This window comes from Myroides sp. A21 (genome assembly GCF_000807225.1).
GTDB classification, from domain to species: Bacteria; Bacteroidota; Bacteroidia; order Flavobacteriales; family Flavobacteriaceae; genus Flavobacterium; species Flavobacterium odoratimimum.
Genome location: NZ_CP010327.1, coordinates 1,039,668 through 1,064,287, shown reverse-complemented (window position 1 = coordinate 1,064,287; position 24,620 = coordinate 1,039,668). Strand labels below are relative to the sequence as shown.

The window sequence follows — 24,620 nt, the reverse complement described above, 5'->3', positions numbered from 1 at the left end:
AATTTAAAATTAAAGATTATGTCAGACATTGCATCAAGAGTAAAAGCGATTATCGTTGACAAATTAGGTGTTGACGAGAACGAAGTTGTAGCAGAAGCAAGCTTCACTAATGATTTAGGAGCTGATTCACTAGACACTGTTGAGCTTATCATGGAGTTCGAAAAAGAATTCGATATTCAAATTCCAGATGACCAAGCTGAAAACATTGCTACAGTTGGACAAGCTATCTCTTACATAGAAGAAGCTAAAAAGTAATAACTATATCCCGCGTGTTTATTCCATAAACATGCGGGTGTTATTATTTTTTTGAAAATGACTGATTTTTAGAAGAAACAAAAAAGGACAGATTGGCAACAATCTAACATATACAATCAAACAAACACCCCAATGTTTCCTTTTTTTACAAAAGTGAAGATTGGGATTTTTTTTTATAGTACAAACCATATAAGTTATTTTATGAAATTAAAGCGAGTTGTTGTAACCGGTTTAGGTGCCCTTACGCCAATTGGAAATAATATTCAAGAGTATTGGAACAACCTAATTAATGGAGTAAGCGGAGCTGCACCCATTACATATTTTGACGCTACCAATTTCAAAACTCAGTTTGCGTGCGAAGTAAAGAATTTTAACGTAGAGGATTTTATCGAGAGAAAAGAAGCACGTAAGATGGACCGTTATGCACAGTATGCTATGGTTAGTGCAGACGAAGCGATCAAAGATTCAGGATTAAATTTAGAGACTATTGATTTAGATAGAGCAGGAGTTATTTGGGGTTCAGGTATTGGAGGATTAGAAACATTCCAAAACGAGGTGACAAACTTCGTAGAAGGAAATGGAATACCAAAGTTCAATCCTTTCTTTATCCCTAAAATGATAGCGGATCTTGCTGGTGGACATATTTCTATGAAATACGGTCTGAGAGGGCCTAACTTCACTACAGTATCTGCATGTGCATCATCTACTAATGCTATTATCGATGCATTTAACTATATTCGTTTAGGTATGGCTGATATCTTCGTAACTGGAGGTTCTGAGGCTGCTGTAACGATAGCAGGTATCGGTGGATTTAATGCAATGCATGCACTATCTACTAGAAATGATGATCCTAAGACTGCGTCTAGACCAATGGACAAAGACAGAGAGGGATTCGTATTAGGAGAAGGAGCTGGAGCAATTATCTTAGAAGAATATGAACATGCTGTAGCACGTGGTGCTAGAATCTACTGTGAGATCGGTGGAGGAGGTATGTCAGCTGATGCTCACCACTTAACAGCGCCACATCCAGAAGGATTAGGAGCTACTAATGTGATGATCAACTGTCTTAAAGATGCTGGATTAGAGGCTAAAGATGTAGATGTGTTAAATATGCACGGTACTTCTACACCACTAGGAGATATCGCAGAGTCTAAGGCTATTCTTAACGTATTCGGAGAGCATGCTTATGAGATGAACTTGAACTCGACTAAGTCGATGACAGGTCACTTATTAGGAGCTGCTGGTGTTATCGAGGCTATCTCTGTGATTTTATCATTAGAGCACGGTATTGTTCCACCAACAATCAACCATTTTACAGATGATGAAGCGATAGATTCTAAGCTAAACTTCACATTCAATAAAGCACAGAAGAGAGATGTTAAAGTTGGAATGAGTAATACATTCGGCTTTGGAGGACACAATGCTTGTGTGTTGGTTAAGAAATTAGAGAAGTAAAATCATCCTATAAAGATGAAAAAGTTACTAAATAGAATATTCAATAATTCCCGTTCCTTCAATAATGAAGACGGGAATTTTTGTCGAAAGGTGACTGAGATAGTCGGTGTAAAACCAGTAGAACTATCTTATTATAAAATTGCATTCACGCATCGATCGATGAATAGATGTGATGAAGAAGGTCATCCCGTTAATTATGAACGCTTAGAGTTCTTAGGTGATGCAATGTTAGGATCTGTTATTGCTTCTTATTTATTTATAGAAGTTCCGAGTGGTGATGAGGGTTATTTGACGAAGATGCGTTCTAAAATTGTGAGTCGTGAGAATTTGAACCAATTAGGAAAGGATTTAAAATTAATCTCACATGTAGAAAGCAAGATGGGTAATCAACAGTTCGGAGAGAATATACATGGTAATTTATTAGAAGCTATTATAGGTGCTATTTATCTAGATAGAGGTTACCCTGCGTGTGAGAAGTTTATCCACGAACAACTGTTGAGCAAGGTATCTGATATCCAAGAGTTAGAAACGAAGATAACTAGTTATAAGAGCTTGCTAATCGAATGGTGTCAGAAGAGAAAGCATACGTTTAAATACGATACTTTCGAAGAGGATACAGCAGAAGAATTAAAGTACTTCGGTGTACGTCTGTTTATAGACGATAAACTCGTAGCTAAAGCGAGAGCTACATCTAAAAAGAAAGCAGAAGAAAAGGCATCACAACGTGCTTACTTCGCATTTCAAGAACAGATAAAGCAATAATTTTTGTTAATTCCTTAACGTTTATATAATCTAATATGGTGAGGTTATACAAATATAGCTCGATAAAAGTTGTATATTTGTGTAACTAATTTCTTATATGGGTATAATAAAATATAAGCTTGAAGACTTTGATAGTGAGGATTATCGCTTGATCGCTATACATACTTCCAGAAAAGAAGATTATAAAGTAGTGTATTTTATTAATTCAATACTTGAAATTAATCTAGAACGAAGTAAGAGGGATGTAGACATCTTTACAGATGTGGGACACGCTTTTTTTTCATTCTATGAGTATGATGACTTTGATCATCATGTGTATTGGAAGGTGGTAGCGAATAAAGCTTTTCTAATACCTGAGTCAGGGTTAGACTCTCCCTTATTTGTCTCAGCCAATCATCCAGTAACTAAGCAAGGGTATTTATTGCCCGAATTAAAGTCAGTCGATTATTTGATTAAGATAGAAGAAACTGATAGTCAGTTCGAAATTGGTACAATCATTGATCGGTTGAATTCAGTAAAAATTATATCTGCAGCTTATGAGATAAAGCAAGAGATATTAAAAAATAAAACGAACTTAATTTTTTAAAAATATGTTAGCACAAAAAAAGACGAAAATCGTAGCAACGTTAGGACCAGCATCTAGTACGAGAGAGGTATTACATGATATGATTAAAGCTGGTGTAAATGTTTTTAGAATCAACTTTTCACATGCTGATTATAAAGATGTTCAAGAGAAAGTAAATATAATCCGTGATCTAAATAAAGAATTTGGATATACTACTTCTATTTTGGGTGACTTACAAGGTCCTAAATTAAGAGTAGGTGTGATGTCTGAAGACGTTATCGTGAATCCTGGTGATGTGATTACATTCTCTACGAAAGAAGAGTTTAAAGGTGACGCAGAACGCGTATACATGAATTATAAAAAATTCCCAACTGACGTTAACGCAGGAGAGAGAATTTTATTAGACGATGGTAAACTTATCTTTGATGTATTAGAAACTAATGGAGAAGATGAGGTAAAAACTGTAGTTGTACAAGGTGGACCACTTAAATCTAAAAAAGGGGTTAACTTACCAATGACGAAAGTATCATTACCAGCGTTAACGGAAAAAGATATTAGAGATGCTATTTTTGCTTGTGAGTTACAAGTAGACTGGATCGCATTATCTTTCGTTCGTACACCTGAAGATTTAATGGACTTACAGAACTTGATTAAAGAACATTCTGATCACAAGATTCCAATCATTGCTAAAATCGAAAAACCAGAGGCAGTAAAGAATATTAAGAAGTTAGTAGCTTACTGTGATGGTCTGATGGTAGCTCGTGGAGATCTAGGTGTTGAGATTCCTGCTCAAGAGGTGCCATTGATCCAAAAAGAATTAGTTCACGTAGCTAAGAATGCTAGAATCCCTGTAATAATCGCTACACAGATGATGGAGACGATGATCTCTAGCCTTACTCCTACTAGAGCTGAGGTAAATGACGTTGCAAACTCTGTAATGGACGGTGCTGATGCTGTAATGTTATCAGGAGAAACTTCTGTAGGAGCATACCCAGTACAAGTAATCGAGAAGATGACACAGATTATTCAAAGTGTTGAGACTTCTCCATTAATTAAAGTACCACAAAGTCCACCTACAATCAAGACAAACCGTTATATCACTAAAAATATTTGTTACCACGCTGCTTTAATGGCGAATGATATCGAAGCTAAGGCTATCTGTACATTGACAAATAGTGGTTATACAGCGTTCCAAATTTCGGCTTGGAGACCAAATAGTAATATATTAGTATTCTCTTCTAATCGTCGTATTATTACTCAATTAAACTTGTTATGGGGAGTTCAGGCTTTCTATTACGATAAATATGTGAGTACTGATGAGACTATTGAGGATATTAATGCTATGGTAAAAGATAAAGGATTAGCTGAGCCAGGTGATATGGTTATCAATTTAGCAGCAATGCCAATTATCGAAAAAGGTATGGTGAATACACTAAGAATATCAGAGGTACAATAATTATCGTACTTCCACAATATAGAAAGCTCAGGACATGGTTCTGAGCTTTTTTTGTTTAATCCAGTATGGCATAGCATATAATTAATGAGAAATCTGAGGTAAGGGTATAAAAAAAGCTCCATTGCTGGAGCTTTTAATAGTTTGTAATGAGGTGCAAAAATTAATTATTTTGCCTCTGCGTATCTTCTTGCTACTTCCGCCCAGTTGATAACATTAAAGAAAGCATTAATGTAATCAGGACGACGGTTTTGGTAGTTTAAGTAATAAGCGTGTTCCCAAACATCCATTCCTAAGATTGGAGTTCCTCCACAAGCAACACCAGGCATTAATGGGTTGTCTTGGTTAGGAGTACCACATACTTCTAATTTACCATCTTTAACACATAACCAAGCCCATCCAGACCCGAATTGTGTAGCACCAGCTTTAGCGAAAGCATCTTTAAAGTTTTCGAAAGATCCGAAAGCAGTATTGATTGCATCAGCTAACTCACCTGTTGGCTGACCACCTCCATTAGGAGTCATTACTGTCCAGAATAAGTTGTGGTTATAGAAACCACCACCGTTGTTACGAACAGCTCCATTAGACATGTCTAAGTTAGCAAGGATATCTTCGATAGTTTTTCCTTCTAAAGCTGTTCCAGCGATAGCTGCGTTTAAGTTAGTAGTATAAGCATTATGATGTTTTGTATGGTGGATTTCCATCGTACGTGCATCAATATGTGGTTCCAATGCATCGTATGCATATGGTAATTTTGGTAATTCGAAAGCCATAATTCGTATTATTTAAAGATTAATATTAATTTTATTTCAAATTTAAACAAATAAAGCCTAATATGGAAGGTTTGTAATGTTTAATATAAGTTAATAAATAGAACCTACTTCATGCTTGATAAGCCTTCATTCTCAATATATAACGCGTCTGCTGGGTCTGGAAAAACCCATACTTTAGTTAAGGAATATCTTAAGATTTTACTCCTTGATAAGCAAGATGACGCCTATAAAAAGATACTTGCTATTACTTTTACGAATAAAGCTGTAGCAGAAATGAAGACTCGTGTTGTATCTTGTCTAAATGCTTTTTCTAAAGAAGAGCTAGATCCTAAGTATGCAAGTATCTTTAATCAAGTACAGGAAGAAACAGAATTAGAGGAAGGATTTATAAGAGCTAAGTCAGGACGTATTATCAGAAGTATTATTCACAACTATGCTTCTTTTGATATCTCTACGATAGATAAGTTTACGCATAAGGTTATTCGCTCTTTTGCTTTTGATTTAGAATTGCCGATGACTTTTGAGGTGTCTTTAGATTCAGATGAATTACTACAAGAGGCGGTGGACGCAGTAATCGCAAAAGCTGGTGTGGATAGTGAATTGACAGATTTGTTGATTGATTTTTCTATTGATAAAGCAGATAATGATAAGAGCTGGGATATCACGAGAGAGCTGAAAGAAGTAGGAGCTTTGCTATTAAATGAAAATAATAGAGAAGAAATAGCGTTGTTCTCTGAGCATACTTTACAAGACTTTGTAAAAGTGAGAGATTTTCTTCGCGAAGAGATTAAAAAGATTACAGCAGAGAGCATTGTTCTGGGACAGAGTATAATGGACTTAATAGAGTCTAAAGGAATGGATAAAACTTCGTTCTCAGGACAGTATTTTGTCAAGCATATAGAGAATGTGATTCAAGATACTGTAGGTACAACCAAGCGTTATCACGAATTTGATGATATTAAAATAAAGAAGACTGCTAAAGATGTGGAGTTAATCGAAGCTTTTATACCAGATTTTCTAAAGGTGTTAGCGCAGGTATATGATTTGTATTCTCGTAGAGCTTTTTATACTGCTTTCTTGAAAAACCTTACCCCTCTATCACTGTTAAGTACTATAGGGCAGGAGATGGATAAGATTCAAGAGGAGCAAAATATATTGTCGATCACTCAGTTTAATGCGATTATTCACAATGAAATACAGAATCAACCAGCTCCATTTATCTATGAGCGTTTAGGAGAGCGATATCATCACTTTTTTATAGACGAGTTTCAGGATACATCAGAAATGCAATGGCAGAACTTGGTACCACTGATTGATAATGCATTAGCAGGAGAAGATCATACAGGAACTAAGGGAAGCCTGATGATAGTAGGTGACCCTAAACAGTCTATCTATAGATGGCGCGGAGGAAAGGCAGAACAATTTATTGCTTTGAGCAAGGATGAGAATCCCTTTGCTAATCCTGATAAACAGACCGTGAACCTTGGTCGTAATTATCGAAGTTATGCTGAGGTCATTCAATTTAATAATAGATTTTTTAAGGATGTCTCTCGCAACTTTATTAACGAGGATTATAAAGATCTATATGAGAATAATAGTTATCAAGAAGTTAATAGTAAAGCTGGTGGGTATGTAAATATTGAATTCTTACAAAAGGATGAAGGAGAAGATGCTGAAGAGAAGAATATGCAATATGCGCAAGCTACGCTGAATACTATACAAGGCGTTTTAGAGCAGGGGTTTGATCTGAAAGATATTGTTATTCTAACACGTAAGAGAGACCATGGTGTGCTATTAGCAAATTACTTAACAGAGAATGGTCTAGAGATACTTTCTTCTGATTCGTTATTGATTAACAATGCTAGTGAAGTGAGGTTAATCATTAATGTACTGAAGTTCTTAAAGACAGAGCGCGATCTAGAAGCAAAGATGATGATGCTGTACTATGTAAGTGGTAAGCAAAGTGATTTGACAAAGAAACACGACTTTATAAAAGCGGGACTTTCTTTTGAGACTGAGTTAGAATTAGAAGCTTGGTTAGTAGACCACAATGTGCCTATCTCATTTGAGTCTTGTCGTTCGAAGTCGTTGTACGATGCTGTTGAGGCTATTGTTTTGGCTTTTTTACCAGATAAGAGTGCTAGTTCTTATGTTTTGTATTTCTTAGACTTGGTATTAGAAAAGTCTTTAAAGAATCAATTTGGAATTAGTGACTTCTTAGAGTATTGGAATACAAACTATCACAAGTTTAGCATACCGACACCTGAAGGTAGAAATGCTGTGCAGATTATGACGATACACAAATCTAAGGGGTTAGAATTTCCAATCGTTATATTTCCTTTTGCAGAAGAGGATTTCACACGCCCTAGTCGTGATAAACTATGGGTGAATATAGAGACGGATAAAGATCAGATTATGTTCCCCAAAGCTTTGGTTGACTCTAAGAAGGAAGTGGTGGAGTATGGTGAGTATGCTCAACTTCTGTACGAGAAAAAAGAACAAGAGATGTTGCTGGATAATGTAAATGTTCTTTATGTAGCATTGACAAGGGCAGAAGAACAGTTATATATTATTAGTTATAAAAACGTAACAAGTAAGGGAGAGTTTAGAAATAATTTATCTAAACTATTCTTAGATTTTTTAGTGACAGAAGGTGTTTATAATGACGTAGATTTAGTCTATGGATTTGGAGATAAGGTAAAGGTTTCAAAAAGTAAAGAGGTCATTACGGATGAAGTGAATAAAATGATTCTTCCTGTAAAGAGTGTATTGGATTTTGAAGCGATCAAAATTGCACAGAGGGAAGCCTTGATGTGGGACTCTCTTAACCAAAAAGCGATAGAGTATGGTAACTTAGTCCATAAACTGATGTCGTTTATAACAGATTATCGCGATGTAGATGCTGTGGTAAGAGAAGGGCTAGAAAAGGGATTGATACAGGAGGATGCAAAGGAGCGTTTTAAAGAGATTATTCAACGTATCGTGAGTAACCCTGATTTAGAGATTTTCTTTAGAGAAGATAATATTGTATTTAACGAGCGAGTAATCATAGGGCCTTATCAGCGTAATACTATACCTGATAGAGTAGTGGTAAGAGGGAGACAGGCTTATATATTAGATTATAAAACAGGTAAAGAAGAAGAGAAATATAAAGACCAGGTGAAGGCTTATGGACAGTCTTTAGTGGAAATGGGTTATGAAGTCGTTAAAATGGTGTTGCTATATACAGGGGAGAACTTAAATATAATACATTTGTAGAAGAGTATAAATTGTTTAAAACTTAAAATATTATGTACGGAAAGATTAAAGATCATCTTCAGAATGAATTAAAGTCAATAGAGGATAACGGATTATTTAAAAAGGAGAGAATTATTACTTCGCCACAAGGTGCAGAGATTACTGTTTCTACAGGGGATAAAGTTTTAAACTTTTGTGCAAACAATTATTTAGGATTGTCATCACATCCAGAAGTAATTCAAGCAGCAAAAGATACATTAGATACCCATGGATTCGGAATGTCTTCAGTGCGTTTTATTTGTGGAACACAAGATATACACAAGAAATTAGAAGCTACTATTGCTGATTTCTATGGAACAGAAGATACTATTCTTTATGCAGCAGCTTTTGATGCTAATGGAGGAGTATTCGAACCGTTATTAGGTGCAGAAGATGCAATTATCTCTGATAGCTTAAACCACGCTTCAATTATTGACGGAGTGCGTTTATGTAAAGCAGCTCGTTATCGTTATGAAAATAACAATATGGCTGAGTTAGAAGAGCAATTAATTAAAGCGAATGAGGCTGGTCACCGTTTTAAAATTATCGTAACGGATGGTGTATTCTCAATGGATGGTCTAGTAGCACCATTAGATAAAATATGTGATTTAGCTGATAAGTATGATGCTTTAGTAATGGTAGACGAATGCCATGCTGCTGGATTTATCGGAGCTACAGGTAAAGGAACATTAGAAGCTAAGAACGTAATGGGACGTGTGGATATCATCACAGGAACTTTAGGTAAAGCTCTAGGTGGTGCAATGGGAGGATATACTACAGGTAAAAAAGAAATTATTGAATTATTAAGACAACGTTCTAGACCCTATTTATTCTCTAACTCATTAGCACCAATGATTGTTGGAGCTTCTATTAAAGTATTTGAAATTTTAAAACACGATACTTCATTACGCGATAAGCTAGAGTGGAATACAAACTACTTCAAAGACGGAATGAAAAAGGCAGGTTTTGATATTATTGATGGAGATTCTGCTATTGTACCAGTAATGTTATACGATGCTAAATTATCACAAGTAATGGCAGATAGACTACTAGAAAAAGGAGTTTATGTAACTGGATTCTTCTTCCCTGTGGTACCAAAAGATAAGGCGAGAATCCGTGTACAATTATCAGCTGCGCATACTCAAGAGCATTTAGATAAAGCTATCGCTGCATTTACAGAAGTAGGTAAAGAGCTAAAAGTTATTCAATAAAAAAGGTTAATACAATAAAAAGTACTATTCTTAACGAAATTTTTTGTAAATATTGATTGATAATTGTACTTTTGCTAGATTATTACGGTAAAGTAAAAAATAAAAGTTATGAAACATTTCAACAAATTATTTGCAGCAGCAATTCTTTGTGCAGGGCTTTCAGCTCACGCGCAAGACGCTGACCATCCGTGGGCTGTAACTGTTGGAGCAAACGCAGTTGACACAAAAGTAAGTTCAGCTAAAGGTTTTGCACACAGAACAGGAGGATATTTTAAAACGGATAACTGGAATATCTTACCATCAGTATCTTACTTAAATGTAGCTAGATACTTAGGTGATGGATTCTCTTTAGGTTTAGTTGGGTCTGTTAATAAAATTGACAAATTCATCAAATCAGAAGCAGAAGGATATGAAAAGTACAATCCTGGAGATTTAACTTACTACGGAATTGACGCAGAAGTTAAATATAGCTTCAAAGAGATTTTGAAATCGAAAGTAGTTGATCCATTCATCTTAGTAGGTGGAGGTTATACTTTTATGGGAGATGCAAGTCAAGGAACTGTTAATGGAGGAGCTGGATTAAACTTCTGGTTTACTAAAAACGTTGCTTTAACTGTGCAATCTACTTATAAGCATTCATTCTCTGATTCTAGAACACCAGACGTAGGAGTTGCTTCACACATGCAACACTTTGCAGGTATTCGTTTCCAATTTGGAGGAAAAGATACTGACGGAGATGGAGTTTTAGACAAATATGACGAATGTCCAGAGATCCCAGGTTTAGCTGAGTTCAACGGATGTCCTGATACAGATGGAGATGGAATTCCAGATCATTTAGATGAGTGTCCAGACTTACCAGGTTTACCAGAATTCAACGGATGTCCTGATACAGACGGAGATGGTATTCCAGATAATAAAGACGAATGTCCAGAGATCCCAGGTTTAGCTGAGTTCAACGGATGTCCTGATACAGACGGAGACGGAGTGCCAGATAATAAAGATGAGTGTCCAGAAGTACCTGGTCCAAAAGAAAACAATGGTTGTCCTTGGCCAGATAGAGACGGAGACGGAGTACCTGATCATTTAGATAAATGTCCAGATGTACCTGGTCCAGCTTCTAACAACGGATGTCCTGAAGTTAAAGAAATCGAGCCTGAGAAAGTAAAACAGCTTAACGACTACGGAAAAACATTATTATTCCACACTGGAAAATATACTTTCCAAGATGGTTCTTACGCAGTGTTAGATAATATGGTTAAAATCATGAAAGAATACCCAACTGCTAATTTCCACATCGCTGGATATACTGACAGTACAGGATCTGACAGAATTAACTTACCATTATCTGATAACAGAGCTAACGCTGTAAAAGTTTATTTAATTGAAAAAGGAATCGATTCTGCTAGATTAACTTCTAAAGGATACGGATCTAAAGATCCAATCGCTTCTAACAAAACAGTTAAAGGACGTGAGTTAAACAGACGTGTTGAAATCCAATTAGCTAAATAATTGATTTAAAACACATAATCTATAGAAAACGCTTCGAGTAATCGGAGCGTTTTTTTTGTACCTTTATTTTATGAAATCAAATACTTTTTTAGATAAGCTGAGTGCGCAGATTTATGCCGATTTTCCTAATTCCATGGACAATTTGGTGATCGTTCTTCCTAATAAAAGAGCTAAGGTCTTTTTGTTAGAAAATTTAAAGAAGTATTACAGAAATAGTGTCTTCGCTCCAGAGATTATTAATATTGAGGATTTCATTCAACAAGTGTCTAAGATTAGAGGGATCGATTCGATAGAATTACTTTTTAAGTTTTATGTAGTTTATCAAGAAATAGAGGGAGGTAATGCACAGGATTTTGATCGCTTCTCTAGTTGGGCTAATATGTTGTTAAGTGATTTTAATGAAGTAGATCGTTACTTGTTGAATCCTGATTATGTGTTTTCATATTTAAAGAATATTGAAGACATTAAACACTGGTCTTTAGATCCTGAACAAAAGACAGACTTAATTGTAAATTATTTAGCCTTTTGGGAGCAGATACCAGTTTACTATAAAAAGTTCTATGAGGTTTTACTAGAGGAGCGTATCGGTTATCAAGGGTTGATATATCGTGAAGCTGTTAAGTCGCATAAAGAGTATTTGAACAGTAATAATAAGGTGTTTTATTTTGCTGGGTTTAATGCATTAAATGCAGCAGAGGAGAAAATTATTCAACATTTCTTGTTGGAGAAAAGAGCTAAGGTGTTTTGGGATATTGATAAGCATTTTATGGAGGATCCTTATCACGATGCAGCGCTCTTTTTGAGACGTATAAAACGCAACTGGATACATTATCAATACAACCCTTTTGAATGGATAGTAGATGAGTTTGGCAAAGAAAAGAATATACAAGTGATACAAACTCCTAAGAGTGTAGGGCAAGCAAAGATCGCAGGGCAAATAGTAGAAGGACTTGGAGAGGAAGCTTCGAGATTAGAGAAGGTTGCCATTGTTTTAGGGGAGGAGAATTTGCTATTACCAGTATTGCATAGTTTGCCTTCTTCAGTATCAAGTTTGAATATCACAATGGGGTATAGTGGTAAGAGTAATCCTATTCAGATCTTATTGAACAAGATTTTTAAGATGCATTTGGCCGCTATACGACGCTCAAATAAACAATATGTTGTTTACTACAAGGAAATTTTAGATGTATTGACTAATCCTGTATTAACGCAAATTATTGTTCCTGAAAAGGTTATTAAAGAAATTAATGATCGAAATCTTAGCTTCTTTAGCATGAATCGTTTTGCAGAGTGGATAGAGGATCCTGATTTTCCTGTTCGTAAGCTTGTTTTCGGTAGATGGAATGAAAGGTCATCTGTTGAGGTTTTACAAAACCTTATTGAGATTGTATTAGCTATTAAGTATAGTTTAAATGATGAGGTACACAGTGACCGAATTAGTAAAACATTCTTGTATTCTTCCTATCAGATGTTGAATAGGTTAGTTTCTTATTGTCAGAAATATGATTTTATACAAAGTTACGATACTTTGTATTCGTTGTATAAACAAGTGATGGATATGTCTGAAGTATCTTTTGAGGGTGAACCTTTAGAAGGACTACAGATAATGGGGGTGTTAGAGAGTCGTGTTTTGGATTTTGACACTGTTATTGTGACTTCTGTTAATGAAGGGAAGTTCCCTGCAGGTAAGTCAGTTAATTCTTTTATTCCTTATGATGTAAAGAGAGAAATAGGCTTGCCAACTTATAAGGAAAAGGATGCTATTTATAGTTTTCACTTTTATCACTTGTTGTTAAGGGCAAAGAATATTTACCTTTTGTATAACTCTCAATCAGAGGGAATGGATGCTGGAGAAAAGAGTAGATTCTTAACGCAGTTAGAAGTAGAACAGTTAGAAGCACATGATGTAAAATATGTTACCTATTCTGCGGATTTACCTGAAAAAGCAAATGAGTTGATTCAGATTCCGAAGTCAGACCTCTTAAAAGAAGAGCTAAAGAATATTGCTACAACTAAAGGTTTCTCACCATCAGCTTTATCTAATTATCTTCGTAATCCTATACAGTTTTACTTGCAACGTGTCTTAAGGATTAGAGAAGTGGAAGAGGTAGAGGAGAGTGTGGCTTTAAATACTTTGGGTACTATTATACACAACTCTTTAGAGAATTTGTATAAACCCTTTAAAGGAGCTAGGCTTACAGTGGAGATTATTAACACAATAAAAACAAAAGCTGATGCAGAAGTACAGTTACAGTTTGAAGAGGTGTACAACAGTGATAAGGAGAAGATAGGAAAGAATCTGCTCGCTTTTGAAGTAGCTAAACGAAATGTGTATCATTTTCTAGAAGGAGAGATAGAAAAGATAAACGGAGGGGATGATATTTTATTATTGGAGTTAGAGACAGAACTTACTTTTACACTTGAAGATCCTAGATTACCTTATCCTATTAATCTATTTGGATTTGTAGATAGAATAGAGGAACGAAATGGTGTAATCCGAGTTATCGATTATAAAAGTGGTAAAGTAGAAGCAAATGATGTTAAGTTAAGTACATGGGAAGGACTTACACTTGATTTGAAAAATGATAAGATTATTCAGTTATTGTGTTATGCTTTAATGTATACGAAACACAATACAAATCAATCTGTGGAAGCCGGTATTTATTCATTCAAGAATAGAAAAGGTGGCTTCTTATTTTTTGGAGTAAAAGAAGGAAGAGAGGTTGATCATGCTATTACAAATGATACATTAACCTTATTCAAGGATGAATTAGTTGCCTTGTTGTTAGAAATACTAAATCCAGATGAGGATTTTATAGAAAAAGAATTATAGAAAATAGGGAAGCTTTTGCTTCCCTATTTTTATTTTATCGTATTTTTTAGTGCTTCTAGTAGCTCTTCTTTTGCTTCAATCTGAAGTAGGTGACCTCCAGGGATAATAGTTAAATCAGAGTCTGTATTTTCAACTTCTTTAGTGATGTCGTCAATAGAAAGAACAGGATCTGCATTACCTACAATCATACTTATAGGGTATGGAGCAAAATGGAGTAGAACTTCTCTGTCATTTCTTGATTTCATTCCCTCTACAGCTGCTAGTATGCCTTGTTTAGGTATTTTAAGAGCAGTATCTAAGTGTTCTTGTACTTCTTTAGCGTGAGTGATTTTAGTGTCTTCTAAAAAGGTGTTGTTAATTGCCATAGTAACAAAGAGGTCGCTATTCTTTTTGATTACTTCAGTTGCTCTGTCTCTGTTAATTTGCCTTTCTGGACTGTCAGCTCTGGTAGTAGATGAAACTAAGATTATTTTCTTTACATTATCCGGATATAGTTCTCCGAAGGCTAGTGATACATAACCTCCCATAGAATGTCCTATTAGTGTTACCCTTTTTAGGTTTAAAGAATTTGTAATTGTAAAAACAGCATCGGCCATGTCTTCCATACTGTGTATGTAACCAATACAACCTGATTCACCATGTCCTAAAAGGTCAATAGCAATAACCCTATATTTCTTTGAAAAGTAGTCAAGGTAGTAATTCCACATTTTACTATCTTCTAAAAATCCGTGTAGAAAGATTAAGGTGCTTCCTTTTCCTTTGTCAGTATATGATAAATTGGTGTTTTTATATAGAATTTTTGTAGTAGCCATTCTTTAATTTTGTTGCAAATGTATGATATACTATGACTTTGTCAAATCTTTTAACATTCAACAGAACTCCAGGTATTACAGTTATATTAAACCAGTCTAAATAATAGAAAAGATTATCTTTGCAGTTCTAATTTCAAAATATTTAGTAAAATGAAAAAAATAGTTGGTGCGTTTTTGTTGTTATGTGGAATAACTTATGGGCAATTAGGATTACCTTATCAGATTTATACAAATAAAGGAAAGAAAGTTTCTTATGAAAAGATGATAAAATCGCTTAGTAAAAGCGAGGTTGTTTTATTTGGAGAGTTTCACAATAATTCATTAGGCCATTGGTTGCAATTACAAGTAACAGAATCTTTAGGAGATAAAAGAGAATTGACTCTAGGAGCAGAGATGTTTGAAGCAGATAACCAAGAAGGGTTGACTAAATATGTAAAAGGAAATAGTACAGAAGAGCAATTTCAAGAAGAAGTGAGGCTGTGGAATAATTATAAAACTGATTATAGACCATTAGTAGAATATGCAAAGGAGAATAAATTAGAATTTATTGCGACTAATGTACCTAGACGATATGCAAGTCTATTGTTTAAAAAAGGTACTGCTGCATTAGATACTTTAAGTGTACAAGAGAAGAGTTGGATTGCACCATTGCCATTTCCTTATGATGCTAATTTGCCAGGATATAAGAATATGATGGCAATGTTTGAGGATCATAAAGATGAGAATTTGCCGAAGGCGCAAGCAATTAAAGATGCTACTATGGGGCACTTTATTGTTCAAAATTTAAAACCAAACCATTTATTCTTGCACTATAATGGTTCTTATCACAGTAATAATTATGAAGGTATAGTTTGGTATCTTAACCAATATAGGCCTTCGCTAAAAATAGCTACTATTACGATGGTAGAGAGTGATAATGTTGGTCATTTCGAATATGATAATTTAGACTTGGCTAACTTTATTATTGTTATAGATGCGAATATTTTAAAGTCATTTTAACGCTTTACTATAAAAAACTTTTTTTTTTCTTAAAAAAAGTCTCAATTGGTCTATTTTAGTGAATTAGCATTGTTTTATTCTTTGTTTATATCGAGTATAAATAGAAGGGTAGACTTTGTTGATAACGTTAAGAAGGTGTATTTTTGAGAGATTTTTTCAAGAAAAACAATTAAAATTACATTATGGCAAAATCTGCACTTTTAAAGTCATCCTTAGCTAAGAAATATTGGATGGCTCTTACAGGGTTATTTTTATGCTTGTTTTTAGTAGGTCACTTGGCGGGAAACCTTCAATTGATATTTGGTGACGCTTCTGCATTTAACGAGTATGCGTTATTTATGACTACTAATCCAGCAGTAAAAGTATTATCTTATGTTACGTATATTTCAATCCTTTTTCACGCGATTGATGGTATCGTTTTAACGATTCAAAACAAAAAAGCACGTCCAATCGGATATGCAAAAAACAATGCTGCTTCTAATAGCTCATTTTCTTCAAGAAACATGGCGGTATTAGGAACTTTACTTTTAGTATTCATCGTGACTCACATGGCTAACTTCTGGGCTAAAATGCACTTTAGTGAAATGCCTTTACAAACTGTAGAAGTAAAAGTAGAGGGTCAAGATCCTGTAGTAGTATATAAAACAGTACAAGAGCAAGCTATCCCAGTAAACGCTGTTGAAATGGGACAGATAGAAGTAAAAGGTACTAAGTTTTATCAAGCAGGTACAGACTTAAAGATTGCTGATGGATATAAAGATTTACATAAAATTACAATTGAGTTCTTCCAAAACGAAAGTACTGGATTAATCGCTACAATTGCTTATGTACTTGCTATGGTGGTTTTAGGATTCCACTTATCTCATGGATTTGGTAGTGCATTCCAATCTTTAGGAGCTAATAATCCTAAATATAAGGGAGTACTTAAAGGGCTTAGCTTCTTAATTGCGTATGTTGTACCTGCGCTATTTGCTATTATCCCATTATATATTCATTTTATTAAATAGTCCTAAAGAAATTGATCATGAAATTAGATTCTAAAATACCTAATGGACCACTTGATAAAAAATGGTCTGACTATAAAAATCATATTAAATTAGTTAACCCAGCGAATAAACGTAACATTGATGTTATCGTTGTAGGAACTGGATTAGCAGGTGGTTCTGCTGCTGCTACATTAGCTGAGTTAGGATATAACGTAAAAGCTTTTTGTTATCAAGATTCACCTCGTCGTGCGCACTCTATTGCTGCTCAAGGGGGGATTAACGCTTCTAAGAACTACCAAGGTGATGGTGACTCAGTTTACAGATTATTCTATGATACTGTAAAAGGAGGAGACTACCGTGCACGTGAAGCAAACGTTTATCGTTTAGCTGAAGTTTCTGAAAATATTATTGACCAATGTGTAGCTCAAGGTGTACCTTTTGCACGTGAGTACGGAGGTTTATTAGATAACCGTTCTTTTGGTGGGGTACAAGTATCTCGTACTTTCTACGCTAAAGGACAAACTGGACAACAGTTATTGTTAGGAGCATATTCTGCTATGAACCGTCAAATCGGTCGTGGTAAAATCCAAATGTATAATCGTCATGAGATGTTAGACATCGTTAAAGTTGATGGTAAAGCAAGAGGTATTATCGCTCGTAACTTAATCAATGGAGAGATAGAACGTCACTCTGCTCACGCTGTAGTTATCTGTACAGGTGGATATGGTAACGTATTCTTCTTATCTACAAATGCAATGGGTTCTAACGTTACTGCTGCTTGGAAAGCACACAAACGTGGAGCATTTTTTGCTAACCCTTGTTATACGCAAATTCACCCAACTTGTATTCCTGTAACTGGTGACCACCAATCAAAACTTACTTTGATGTCTGAGTCATTACGTAATGATGGACGTATTTGGGTTCCTGCAAAAATGGAAGATGCTATAGCAATTAGAGAAGGTAGATTAAAACCAACTCAAATCGCTGAAGAAGATAGAGATTACTACTTAGAGAGAAGATACCCATCATTTGGTAACTTAGTACCTCGTGACGTTGCGTCTCGTGCTGCTAAAGAAAGATGTGATGCTGGATATGGAGTTAATGCTACAGGTGAAGCTGTATACTTAGACTTCGCTTCTGCTATTGACCGTTATGGTAAAGAGCAAGCTCGTATTCAACACTTAGATGAAAACGACGCTAAGCTAGTTTACAAATTAGGTAAAGATGTAGTTGAAAATAAATATGGTAACTTATTCCAAATGTACGAGAAGATCGTAGATGAGGATCCATATACAACTCCGATGATGATTTACCCTGCAGTTCACTATACAATGGGGGGATTATGGGTAGATTATAATTTAATGTCAACTATCGAAGGATGTTATATCCTAGGTGAGGCTAACTTCTCTGATCACGGTGCTAACCGTCTTGGAGCTTCTGCATTAATGCAAGGTTTAGCTGATGGATACTTCGTATTACCATATACTATCGGAGATTATTTAGCTAATGATATTCGTACTGGAACTATCCCAACAGATTTGCCAGAGTTCGAAGCTGCTGAGAAAAATGTTCGTGATATCATTGACCATTTAATGAACAATAAAGGAACACATTCTGTTGACCACTTCCACAAGAAGCTTGGAAAAATTATGTGGGATAAAGTAGGAATGGCTCGTAACGCAAAAGGTTTAACTGAAGCTATGGCTGAGATTGCTGAGTTAAGAGCAGAGTTCTATAAAGATGTGAAAGTATCAGGTACTGCAGAGAGCTTTAACCAAGAGTTAGAGAAAGCTTTAAGAGTAGCTGACTTCTTAGAATTAGGTGAATTATTCGCGAAAGATGCTTTACACCGTGAAGAATCTTGTGGAGGTCACTTCCGTGAAGAGCACCAAACTGAGGATGGAGAAGCAAAACGTGATGATGAGAACTTCGCATACGTTGCTGCTTGGGAATACAAAGGAAACCCAAGTGATGCAGTGCTTCACAAAGAAGACTTAGTTTATGAAAACATTAAATTGGTAACTCGTAGTTATAAATAATATTGAGACTTAGGTCTTCGGACCTAGTCTTTTTGTAAAAATTCGACACAAATGAATCTTACACTTAAAATATGGCGTCAATCAAACGCTAAAGTACAAGGAAAAATGGTTGATTATAAAATCAACAATGTTTCTCCTGATATGTCTTTCTTAGAAATGCTTGATGTATTAAACAACGAGTTAATCGAGAAAGGTGATGATCCAGTAGCTTTCGACCATGACTGTCGTGAGGGTATCTGTGGTATGTGTTCTTTATTTATCAATGGTGAAGCACACGGACCAGACAGAGGTATTACTACATGTCAGTTACACATGAGAAAGTTCAAAGATGGTGATACTATCTATATCGAGCCATTTAGAGCGAAAGCTTTCCCAGTAATTAAAGACTTAGTCGTTGACCGTACTGCTTTTGATAAAATTCAACATGCAGGTGGTTTCGTATCTGTAAATACTTCAGGTAATACACAAGATGCTAACGCTATTCCAATTCCTAAACATGATGCTGACCGTGCATTTGACGCAGCTACTTGTATTGGATGTGGTGCTTGTGTGGCTACATGTAAAAACTCTTCTGCTATGTTATTCGTATCTGCAAAAGTTTCTCAATTTGCTTTGTTACCACAAGGTAAAGTAGAGGCAGCTGATCGTGTACTTAATATGGTAGCTGAGATGGATGCTTTAGGATTCGGTAACTGTACTAATACAGGAGCATGTGAGGTAGAATGTCCTAAAGGAATTTCTTTAGAGAACATCGCTCGTATGAACAGAGAATACTTAAAAGCAAGCTTGAAATAATAGTTTTTCTTGAAATAAATGAAAAAGCAGATATAGAGATATATCTGCTTTTTTTATTTTTGTACTCTAATTTATTGGAAAGAGAATTCGAGTTATGAGGAGTAAAAAGTCAATAAAGCACTGTGTCTTTAATTTATTAAATAATGATTCTAATGCTTTAGAAAGCAAAATAATACAAGGAGGAATCATTATCTTGATATTACTGAATGCTATCTCACTGATCTTTGAATCAATTCCTGAAGTTAGTGCAGAGTACAGTTCTTTTTTTTCCTTATTTAACTTATTCTCTGTAGTCTTCTTTTCAGTAGAGTATGTGTTGAGAATGTGGTCTATTACCTGTGATGAGCGATTTAATCAACCTTTTTTGGGAAGATTAAAATATGCTTTTACTTCTATGCAGTTAATAGATTTATGCGCTGTGTTACCATTTTATCTAGCTTTTGTACATGTGGATCTCCGTATCATAAGATTAATGCGTGTGTTTAGATTATTACGTGTATTCAAGATTACTCGTTATGTATCAGCATTGGCTCTTGTAGTTAATGTGTTTAAAAGAAAAGCGAGTGAGTTAGCAATTGCCGCATTTATGTTGATCTTTTTATTGTTAATAGCTTCTACAGCTATTTATTATGCAGAGAACCCTTCTCAGCCTGAGGCATTTTCTAGTATTCCTGATTCTATGTGGTGGTCTGTTATTACGATTTGTACTGTAGGTTATGGAGATATCTACCCTGTAACTGTGATCGGTAAGCTAATAGGAGGGGTGTTAGCTGTTATTGGAATAGGCTTTTTTGCTTTACCTACAGGTATTATCTCATCTGGTTTCTCAGAGATCTTGGCTGAAAGAAAGGAGAAGAAGTTATTAGCTCTACAAAAAAAGAATGTTTCTAGTTGTAATTGCCCGTGTTGTGGTAGACCTCAAGAAGAGAAGTAAGAATTATTGCTTATTTTTGGAGTATAATCTAAATATCGTAGTGTAATGAAAGTTGCCATGTTACAATCACCATTGGTATGGGAAGATATAGAAGCGAATAAAGAACATTTTTTAGAAAAGCTAGATTCTATAGAACAAGATACAGATTTGGTAGTTTTACCTGAGATGTTTGTGTCAGGCTTTACAATGAAGCCTGAGCGCGTTTTTTTGACTATGGAAGACGAATATATCACCGAGTTACAATCGTTGTGTAAAAAGCATCTATATGCGCTTACAGGTAGTATTGTTATTAAAGAAGGAGAAGACTACTATAATAGAATGTTCTTTATCTCTGATGAAGGTGAGATTAGTACTTATGATAAACGACACTTATTCTCATTAGCAGGAGAAGAGAAGGTATATAAAGCAGGGGTAGATAGATTAGTAGTTAACTATAGGGGATGGAATATATGCCCTTTAGTTTGTTATGACCTAAGATTCCCTGTTTTTAGTAGAAATAATGACGGAGTATATGACTTATTAATCTATGTGGCTAGTTGGCCAGATCAGCGTATTTACGCATGGGATTCTCTGCTAAAGGCACGTGCTATAGAGAATATGAGTTATTTGGTAGCTGTAAATAGATGTGGAAGTGATGAGAATGACAATATCTATTCAGGCCATTCACAAGCCTTAGATATGCTAGGAGGCTATTTAGTAGAACCATTGACAGGAGAACAAGTAGTGTATGTAACCTTAGATAAAGCAAAACAAGATAAAATAAGAAAGAGTTTCGGTGTACTTAGAGATGCTGATTCATTTACTATCCTATAAACAAAAAAGGCTCTTAGTTTTTATGCTAAGAGCCTTATTTGTTTATAAGTTGATTTGTTCTTTAATATCCCAGTTGGCACGGACATCTATCTGTTCAGGGAAGTAGACAGATTCTTCAGGTTGTCTTCTGTCCCAATAGTATCCTTTATCCCATACGCCATTTTTATTGTCATCATAGATAACTCTTATGTAGTACATTCTAGGGGGTAATGCTAAGAACTCGAATGTATTAGAGCTTTCACTATATTGACTAACGATTACTTTTTCTTTGTCATCTAGTAATTCAACGATAACAGGATAACGCTTTAATCCATTTAGTGTAATGGTCAAGTTTCCATAATCTGTATAATCTGTCGTTTTATTGTTCAGCACGATTGTATCATTTGCTTTTCCAAAGAAGTCTGTAATAGCTCCAGGCCATAGTGTTACCTTGTAATTATCTAGTTCTTCTTTCTTAAACTTTAGATAGAACTTTTGTTCCCTTGCTTTGTTATCTATAGTAAAAGGGACTGCTACAGAATCTTTATTAAAGATGGTGATTAGATCTTTATTAATAGACTTAACAGGTGTAGTTGTTTCTACTAGTAAATCAGATAAGAAATCAAGTGTACCTGATTTTCCTGACACGGATAGCGAATCTATTTCTTTCATCTTAGGTCTTGGTTTAACCATAAATGTCTTTGTAAACTCACCTTTCGTAGCAGTGAAGTGCAGAGAGTCTGCTTCTATCTTTGGGAACCAAACTTGCAAACTATCTTTATCTGCTAGTTGTGTATAAGCACTAGGGATTACTACCCCATCTTTTTTAACTTCTACGGTAGCTCCTTCAGCGTTTCCTATATACGGTAAGTACCATTTGTTTTGGGTAATCTGAGCAGGTCTAGAAGCCTCGAATTTCTCATCAGACTTGAATAGTGTCAAATCATAAGATTGATCTGTTGGAATCTCAATCGGTTCTTTTATAAAAGCTATTTTATCCTCAGTAGGATTAAACATAAAGTTGCTGTTCTTATCCTTTAATGCTACTAAGTAATACTTTCCTGCTTTAATATTCTCTATAGAGAAAGTCGTAAGACTGTCTAGTGTATTCGTTACATAAAGAGGTTTTTCTCTATAGATAGTAGAATCTTTAAATGTCTCAGCATCGTATAGCATTACATTGACGAAGTTATCCGACTTTAATTGATGTGCAGTTCTGATTGTCCCACTTAGTTTCAGAGAGTCGATATAATCTCCTGTAGAGAAGATATATTTAAACTGTTTTAGGACATTACCTTCATTGTTATCCGTAATAGCGTCCCCGAAGTTAAAACTATAAGTCGTATTCGGCTTTAAAGTGTCTATAAGATTGATCGTAACCGTCTTTCTAGCATTTCCCATAGGTAATACTTCAGGCATTCTATCCATAGGAGGAGAGATAATCAAGTTTTGATTTACGTTTTTGATCTTAACGAATTCGTCGAAATCAATAGTAATTTGCTTTTTGTCAAAATGTATAGAGTGGTTCTTAGGACTACTTCCTAGTACTACAGGTGGAATAGTATCTTTAGGTCCTCCTGAAATAAACCCTCTTTTAGCACAGTTCGAAAACGTTATAAAACAAAATACTGTAAAACAAACAATAAAGTATATACGAAACTTAGACATAGTTTTAATTTAAAAGACAAATTAACGACTATATTTTTTAGTTAGAAAATATGTATTATTAAAACTTTTAAATGCTACGAGCCAAACAGAGAATCGTGATTTTAGTATTTGGTATTTGTAATAATTTTTTACAGCATGCCTCTAAGGTATTCCCTGTAGTGAGGATATCATCTAGCAGTAAGAAATGATTGTATTCGTCGTCTTTAAAGTTTAGGTCTAGATCAAAAACTTCTTTTGTTTGACTTTTTCTCTGAAAACGTGATTTAGTTGTCTGAGAAGAGGTTTGAAGTGTTTTGATTAGAAGTTGATTATTTATTTTGATGTGAAAGTGATCACTTAGTGCTTTCGCGAAGCCGTCTACTTGATTATATCCTCTTTTCTTTTGTTTCTTTTTATGCATGGGGACAGGTATGATAGAAGTGATCTCCTTTAGACGCGTTGTTTTGGTTAGTTGATGTGCATAGATAGTACCTAAGAAATAACTTAGCTCAGGATGATTTCTATATTTGAGATTATGGATGATCTGCTGCACTTTGCCTCCTTTAGAAAAGAAGAGTAAACTAGCAGCAAACTCTATGGGTATCTTACCATAGAACTTAGCCATAGAATCATTTTGATCTATAAGATGTTCTTGTGTATAGGGGATTTCGTCTCTACAAGTAATGCATAGATATTGTTCATTTCTCAATAATATGGAGTTACAAGCCATACAGTTCTTCGGAAAGAGGAGATTCAGAATATCAGTTATGATCATCAGTTCTAGGTTACTATGTGGGTTATTTAGATGCTATGCTAAAATTAATCAGAACTTTCTCTATGTAATTATTAATAACAAATATCTTTGTGTTGAAATGAAGATATAGAAATGAAAATAGAAGAAGTACAACAGCAAATCATGCAATTAATGGTATTAATTGCTCAAAATAAGAAAGAAGAAGCCTCTGTAGCAATAGAGAAAATAGAAGAAAGTATCAATGATGGACTTGACTATGCACAGACAGATGACGAAGTCGTTCGTTGGGGTAAATTCCTGAAGATTATCGAAGAGTTAAAACAGAAGATAGGATAATGGAGCAGCACCAACCTTGTTATTGTTGTAGCGGTAACGCATATAGTGAGTGTTGTGAGCCGTATGTGACGAATACTACAGCTCCTTCTACTGCAGAGCAGCTGATGCGCTCTAGGTACACAGCCTATGCCTTAGCTAATGCGATATACATCATTAATACTACCCATCCTAAGACTAGACACTTTCATAGTAAAAAGGCAATTCTACAGTGGGCAAAAGAAAATACATGGCAACGCTTAGAAATTCTTGTCAGTGAGGAGAGTCGTGTAGTCTTTAAGGCTTATTATAAAGATGCAGAGGACAATGTGTGCGAACACTATGAGGATTCTTTGTTTGAAATGTTAGGAGGGAAGTGGTATTATGTATCAGGAACATTTAAGGAATAATCCTTGTGTTTTAGAGAGGGTAAATAAAAATTACTTCGTAACTTAGTG

Annotated in this window: 21 protein-coding genes; 17 read left to right on the top strand and 4 right to left on the bottom strand. The window is 35.1% G+C overall.

The window, feature by feature from the left end; translation table 11 throughout:
• Window positions 1-18 precede the first annotated feature (18 nt).
• The 5 genes from MYRA21_RS04880 to pyk all read left to right on the top strand — a co-directional run bounded on the left by MYRA21_RS04880 (window position 19) and on the right by pyk (window position 4,493).
• Window positions 19-255, top strand: a complete 237-nt coding sequence (locus MYRA21_RS04880) for an acyl carrier protein (RefSeq protein WP_002988156.1) — start codon at window positions 19-21, stop codon at window positions 253-255.
• A gap of 201 nt (window positions 256-456) precedes the next feature.
• Entirely contained in the window at window positions 457-1,710 is a 1,254-nt protein-coding gene (gene fabF / locus MYRA21_RS04875; protein WP_025125226.1) for a beta-ketoacyl-ACP synthase II, read from the top strand.
• 15 nt (window positions 1,711-1,725) lie between these two features.
• Window positions 1,726-2,472 carry a ribonuclease III gene (rnc, locus tag MYRA21_RS04870; RefSeq protein ID WP_006259882.1) on the top strand — a complete coding sequence of 249 codons (747 nt, stop codon included), beginning with the start codon at window positions 1,726-1,728 and terminating at the stop codon, window positions 2,470-2,472.
• A gap of 97 nt (window positions 2,473-2,569) precedes the next feature.
• A complete protein-coding gene (locus MYRA21_RS04865; RefSeq protein WP_006259881.1) occupies window positions 2,570-3,058 on the top strand; it encodes an IPExxxVDY family protein in 489 nt (162 codons plus the stop codon).
• 4 nt (window positions 3,059-3,062) lie between these two features.
• Window positions 3,063-4,493, top strand: a complete 1,431-nt coding sequence (gene pyk, locus MYRA21_RS04860) for a pyruvate kinase (protein ID WP_006259880.1) — start codon at window positions 3,063-3,065, stop codon at window positions 4,491-4,493.
• A gap of 164 nt (window positions 4,494-4,657) precedes the next feature.
• Here the strand turns inward: pyk and MYRA21_RS04855 are convergent, their stop codons facing one another.
• Window positions 4,658-5,263, bottom strand: coding sequence for a superoxide dismutase (locus MYRA21_RS04855; protein WP_006259879.1), 606 nt, complete (start codon window positions 5,261-5,263; stop codon window positions 4,658-4,660).
• A 111-nt stretch (window positions 5,264-5,374) separates the two neighbouring features.
• On the opposite strand from MYRA21_RS04855, the gene MYRA21_RS04850 reads away from it, so the two are divergent.
• The 4 genes from MYRA21_RS04850 (at window position 5,375) to MYRA21_RS04835 (ending at window position 14,092) form a co-directional block, all read left to right on the top strand.
• Window positions 5,375-8,521 carry an exodeoxyribonuclease V subunit beta gene (locus MYRA21_RS04850; RefSeq protein ID WP_006259878.1) on the top strand — a complete coding sequence of 1,049 codons (3,147 nt, stop codon included), beginning with the start codon at window positions 5,375-5,377 and terminating at the stop codon, window positions 8,519-8,521.
• A gap of 32 nt (window positions 8,522-8,553) precedes the next feature.
• Window positions 8,554-9,750 (top strand): glycine C-acetyltransferase, encoded by a 1,197-nt coding sequence (gene kbl / locus MYRA21_RS04845; protein ID WP_006259877.1) that lies wholly within the window; start codon window positions 8,554-8,556, stop codon window positions 9,748-9,750.
• 108 nt (window positions 9,751-9,858) lie between these two features.
• Window positions 9,859-11,259 (top strand): OmpA family protein, encoded by a 1,401-nt coding sequence (locus MYRA21_RS04840; protein ID WP_006259876.1) that lies wholly within the window; start codon window positions 9,859-9,861, stop codon window positions 11,257-11,259.
• Window positions 11,260-11,329: 70 nt separating this feature from the next.
• Entirely contained in the window at window positions 11,330-14,092 is a 2,763-nt protein-coding gene (locus MYRA21_RS04835) for a PD-(D/E)XK nuclease family protein (protein WP_006259875.1), read from the top strand.
• Between the two features lie 29 nt (window positions 14,093-14,121).
• Here MYRA21_RS04835 and MYRA21_RS04830 read toward each other — a convergent pair whose 3' ends face one another.
• Window positions 14,122-14,904: an alpha/beta fold hydrolase gene (locus MYRA21_RS04830; RefSeq protein WP_006259874.1), complete on the bottom strand. Its 783-nt coding sequence runs from the start codon at window positions 14,902-14,904 to the stop codon at window positions 14,122-14,124.
• Between the two features lie 150 nt (window positions 14,905-15,054).
• On the opposite strand from MYRA21_RS04830, the gene MYRA21_RS04825 reads away from it, so the two are divergent.
• The 6 genes from MYRA21_RS04825 to MYRA21_RS04800 all read left to right on the top strand — a co-directional run bounded on the left by MYRA21_RS04825 (window position 15,055) and on the right by MYRA21_RS04800 (window position 21,470).
• Complete coding sequence (locus MYRA21_RS04825) at window positions 15,055-15,903, top strand: ChaN family lipoprotein (protein ID WP_006259873.1); 849 nt, start codon at window positions 15,055-15,057, stop codon at window positions 15,901-15,903.
• A gap of 182 nt (window positions 15,904-16,085) precedes the next feature.
• Complete coding sequence (locus MYRA21_RS04820; protein ID WP_006259872.1) at window positions 16,086-16,910, top strand: succinate dehydrogenase cytochrome b subunit; 825 nt, start codon at window positions 16,086-16,088, stop codon at window positions 16,908-16,910.
• 17 nt (window positions 16,911-16,927) lie between these two features.
• The gene (locus MYRA21_RS04815; protein ID WP_006259871.1) at window positions 16,928-18,928 is read left to right on the top strand and encodes a fumarate reductase/succinate dehydrogenase flavoprotein subunit; all 2,001 of its coding nucleotides are present in this window, start codon (window positions 16,928-16,930) and stop codon (window positions 18,926-18,928) included.
• Window positions 18,929-18,979: 51 nt separating this feature from the next.
• Window positions 18,980-19,723, top strand: coding sequence for a succinate dehydrogenase/fumarate reductase iron-sulfur subunit (locus MYRA21_RS04810; protein ID WP_006259870.1), 744 nt, complete (start codon window positions 18,980-18,982; stop codon window positions 19,721-19,723).
• Window positions 19,724-19,817: 94 nt separating this feature from the next.
• Window positions 19,818-20,657: an ion transporter gene (locus MYRA21_RS04805; RefSeq protein WP_006259869.1), complete on the top strand. Its 840-nt coding sequence runs from the start codon at window positions 19,818-19,820 to the stop codon at window positions 20,655-20,657.
• Window positions 20,658-20,702: 45 nt separating this feature from the next.
• Complete coding sequence (locus tag MYRA21_RS04800; protein ID WP_006259868.1) at window positions 20,703-21,470, top strand: nitrilase family protein; 768 nt, start codon at window positions 20,703-20,705, stop codon at window positions 21,468-21,470.
• A gap of 42 nt (window positions 21,471-21,512) precedes the next feature.
• On the opposite strand, the gene MYRA21_RS04795 is transcribed toward MYRA21_RS04800, so the two are convergent.
• Window positions 21,513-23,117, bottom strand: coding sequence for an Ig-like domain-containing protein (locus MYRA21_RS04795; protein WP_006259866.1), 1,605 nt, complete (start codon window positions 23,115-23,117; stop codon window positions 21,513-21,515).
• Between the two features lie 67 nt (window positions 23,118-23,184).
• Window positions 23,185-23,871: a ComF family protein gene (locus MYRA21_RS04790; protein ID WP_225600439.1), complete on the bottom strand. Its 687-nt coding sequence runs from the start codon at window positions 23,869-23,871 to the stop codon at window positions 23,185-23,187.
• 111 nt (window positions 23,872-23,982) lie between these two features.
• Between MYRA21_RS04790 and MYRA21_RS04785 the strand changes: the two genes are divergently transcribed.
• Entirely contained in the window at window positions 23,983-24,186 is a 204-nt protein-coding gene (locus MYRA21_RS04785) for a hypothetical protein (RefSeq protein WP_006259864.1), read from the top strand.
• Window positions 24,186-24,572, top strand: coding sequence for a YchJ family protein (locus tag MYRA21_RS04780; protein WP_006259862.1), 387 nt, complete (start codon window positions 24,186-24,188; stop codon window positions 24,570-24,572). Before MYRA21_RS04785 ends, MYRA21_RS04780 begins: the two co-directional genes overlap by 1 nt.
• Window positions 24,573-24,620: the final 48 nt, after the last annotated feature.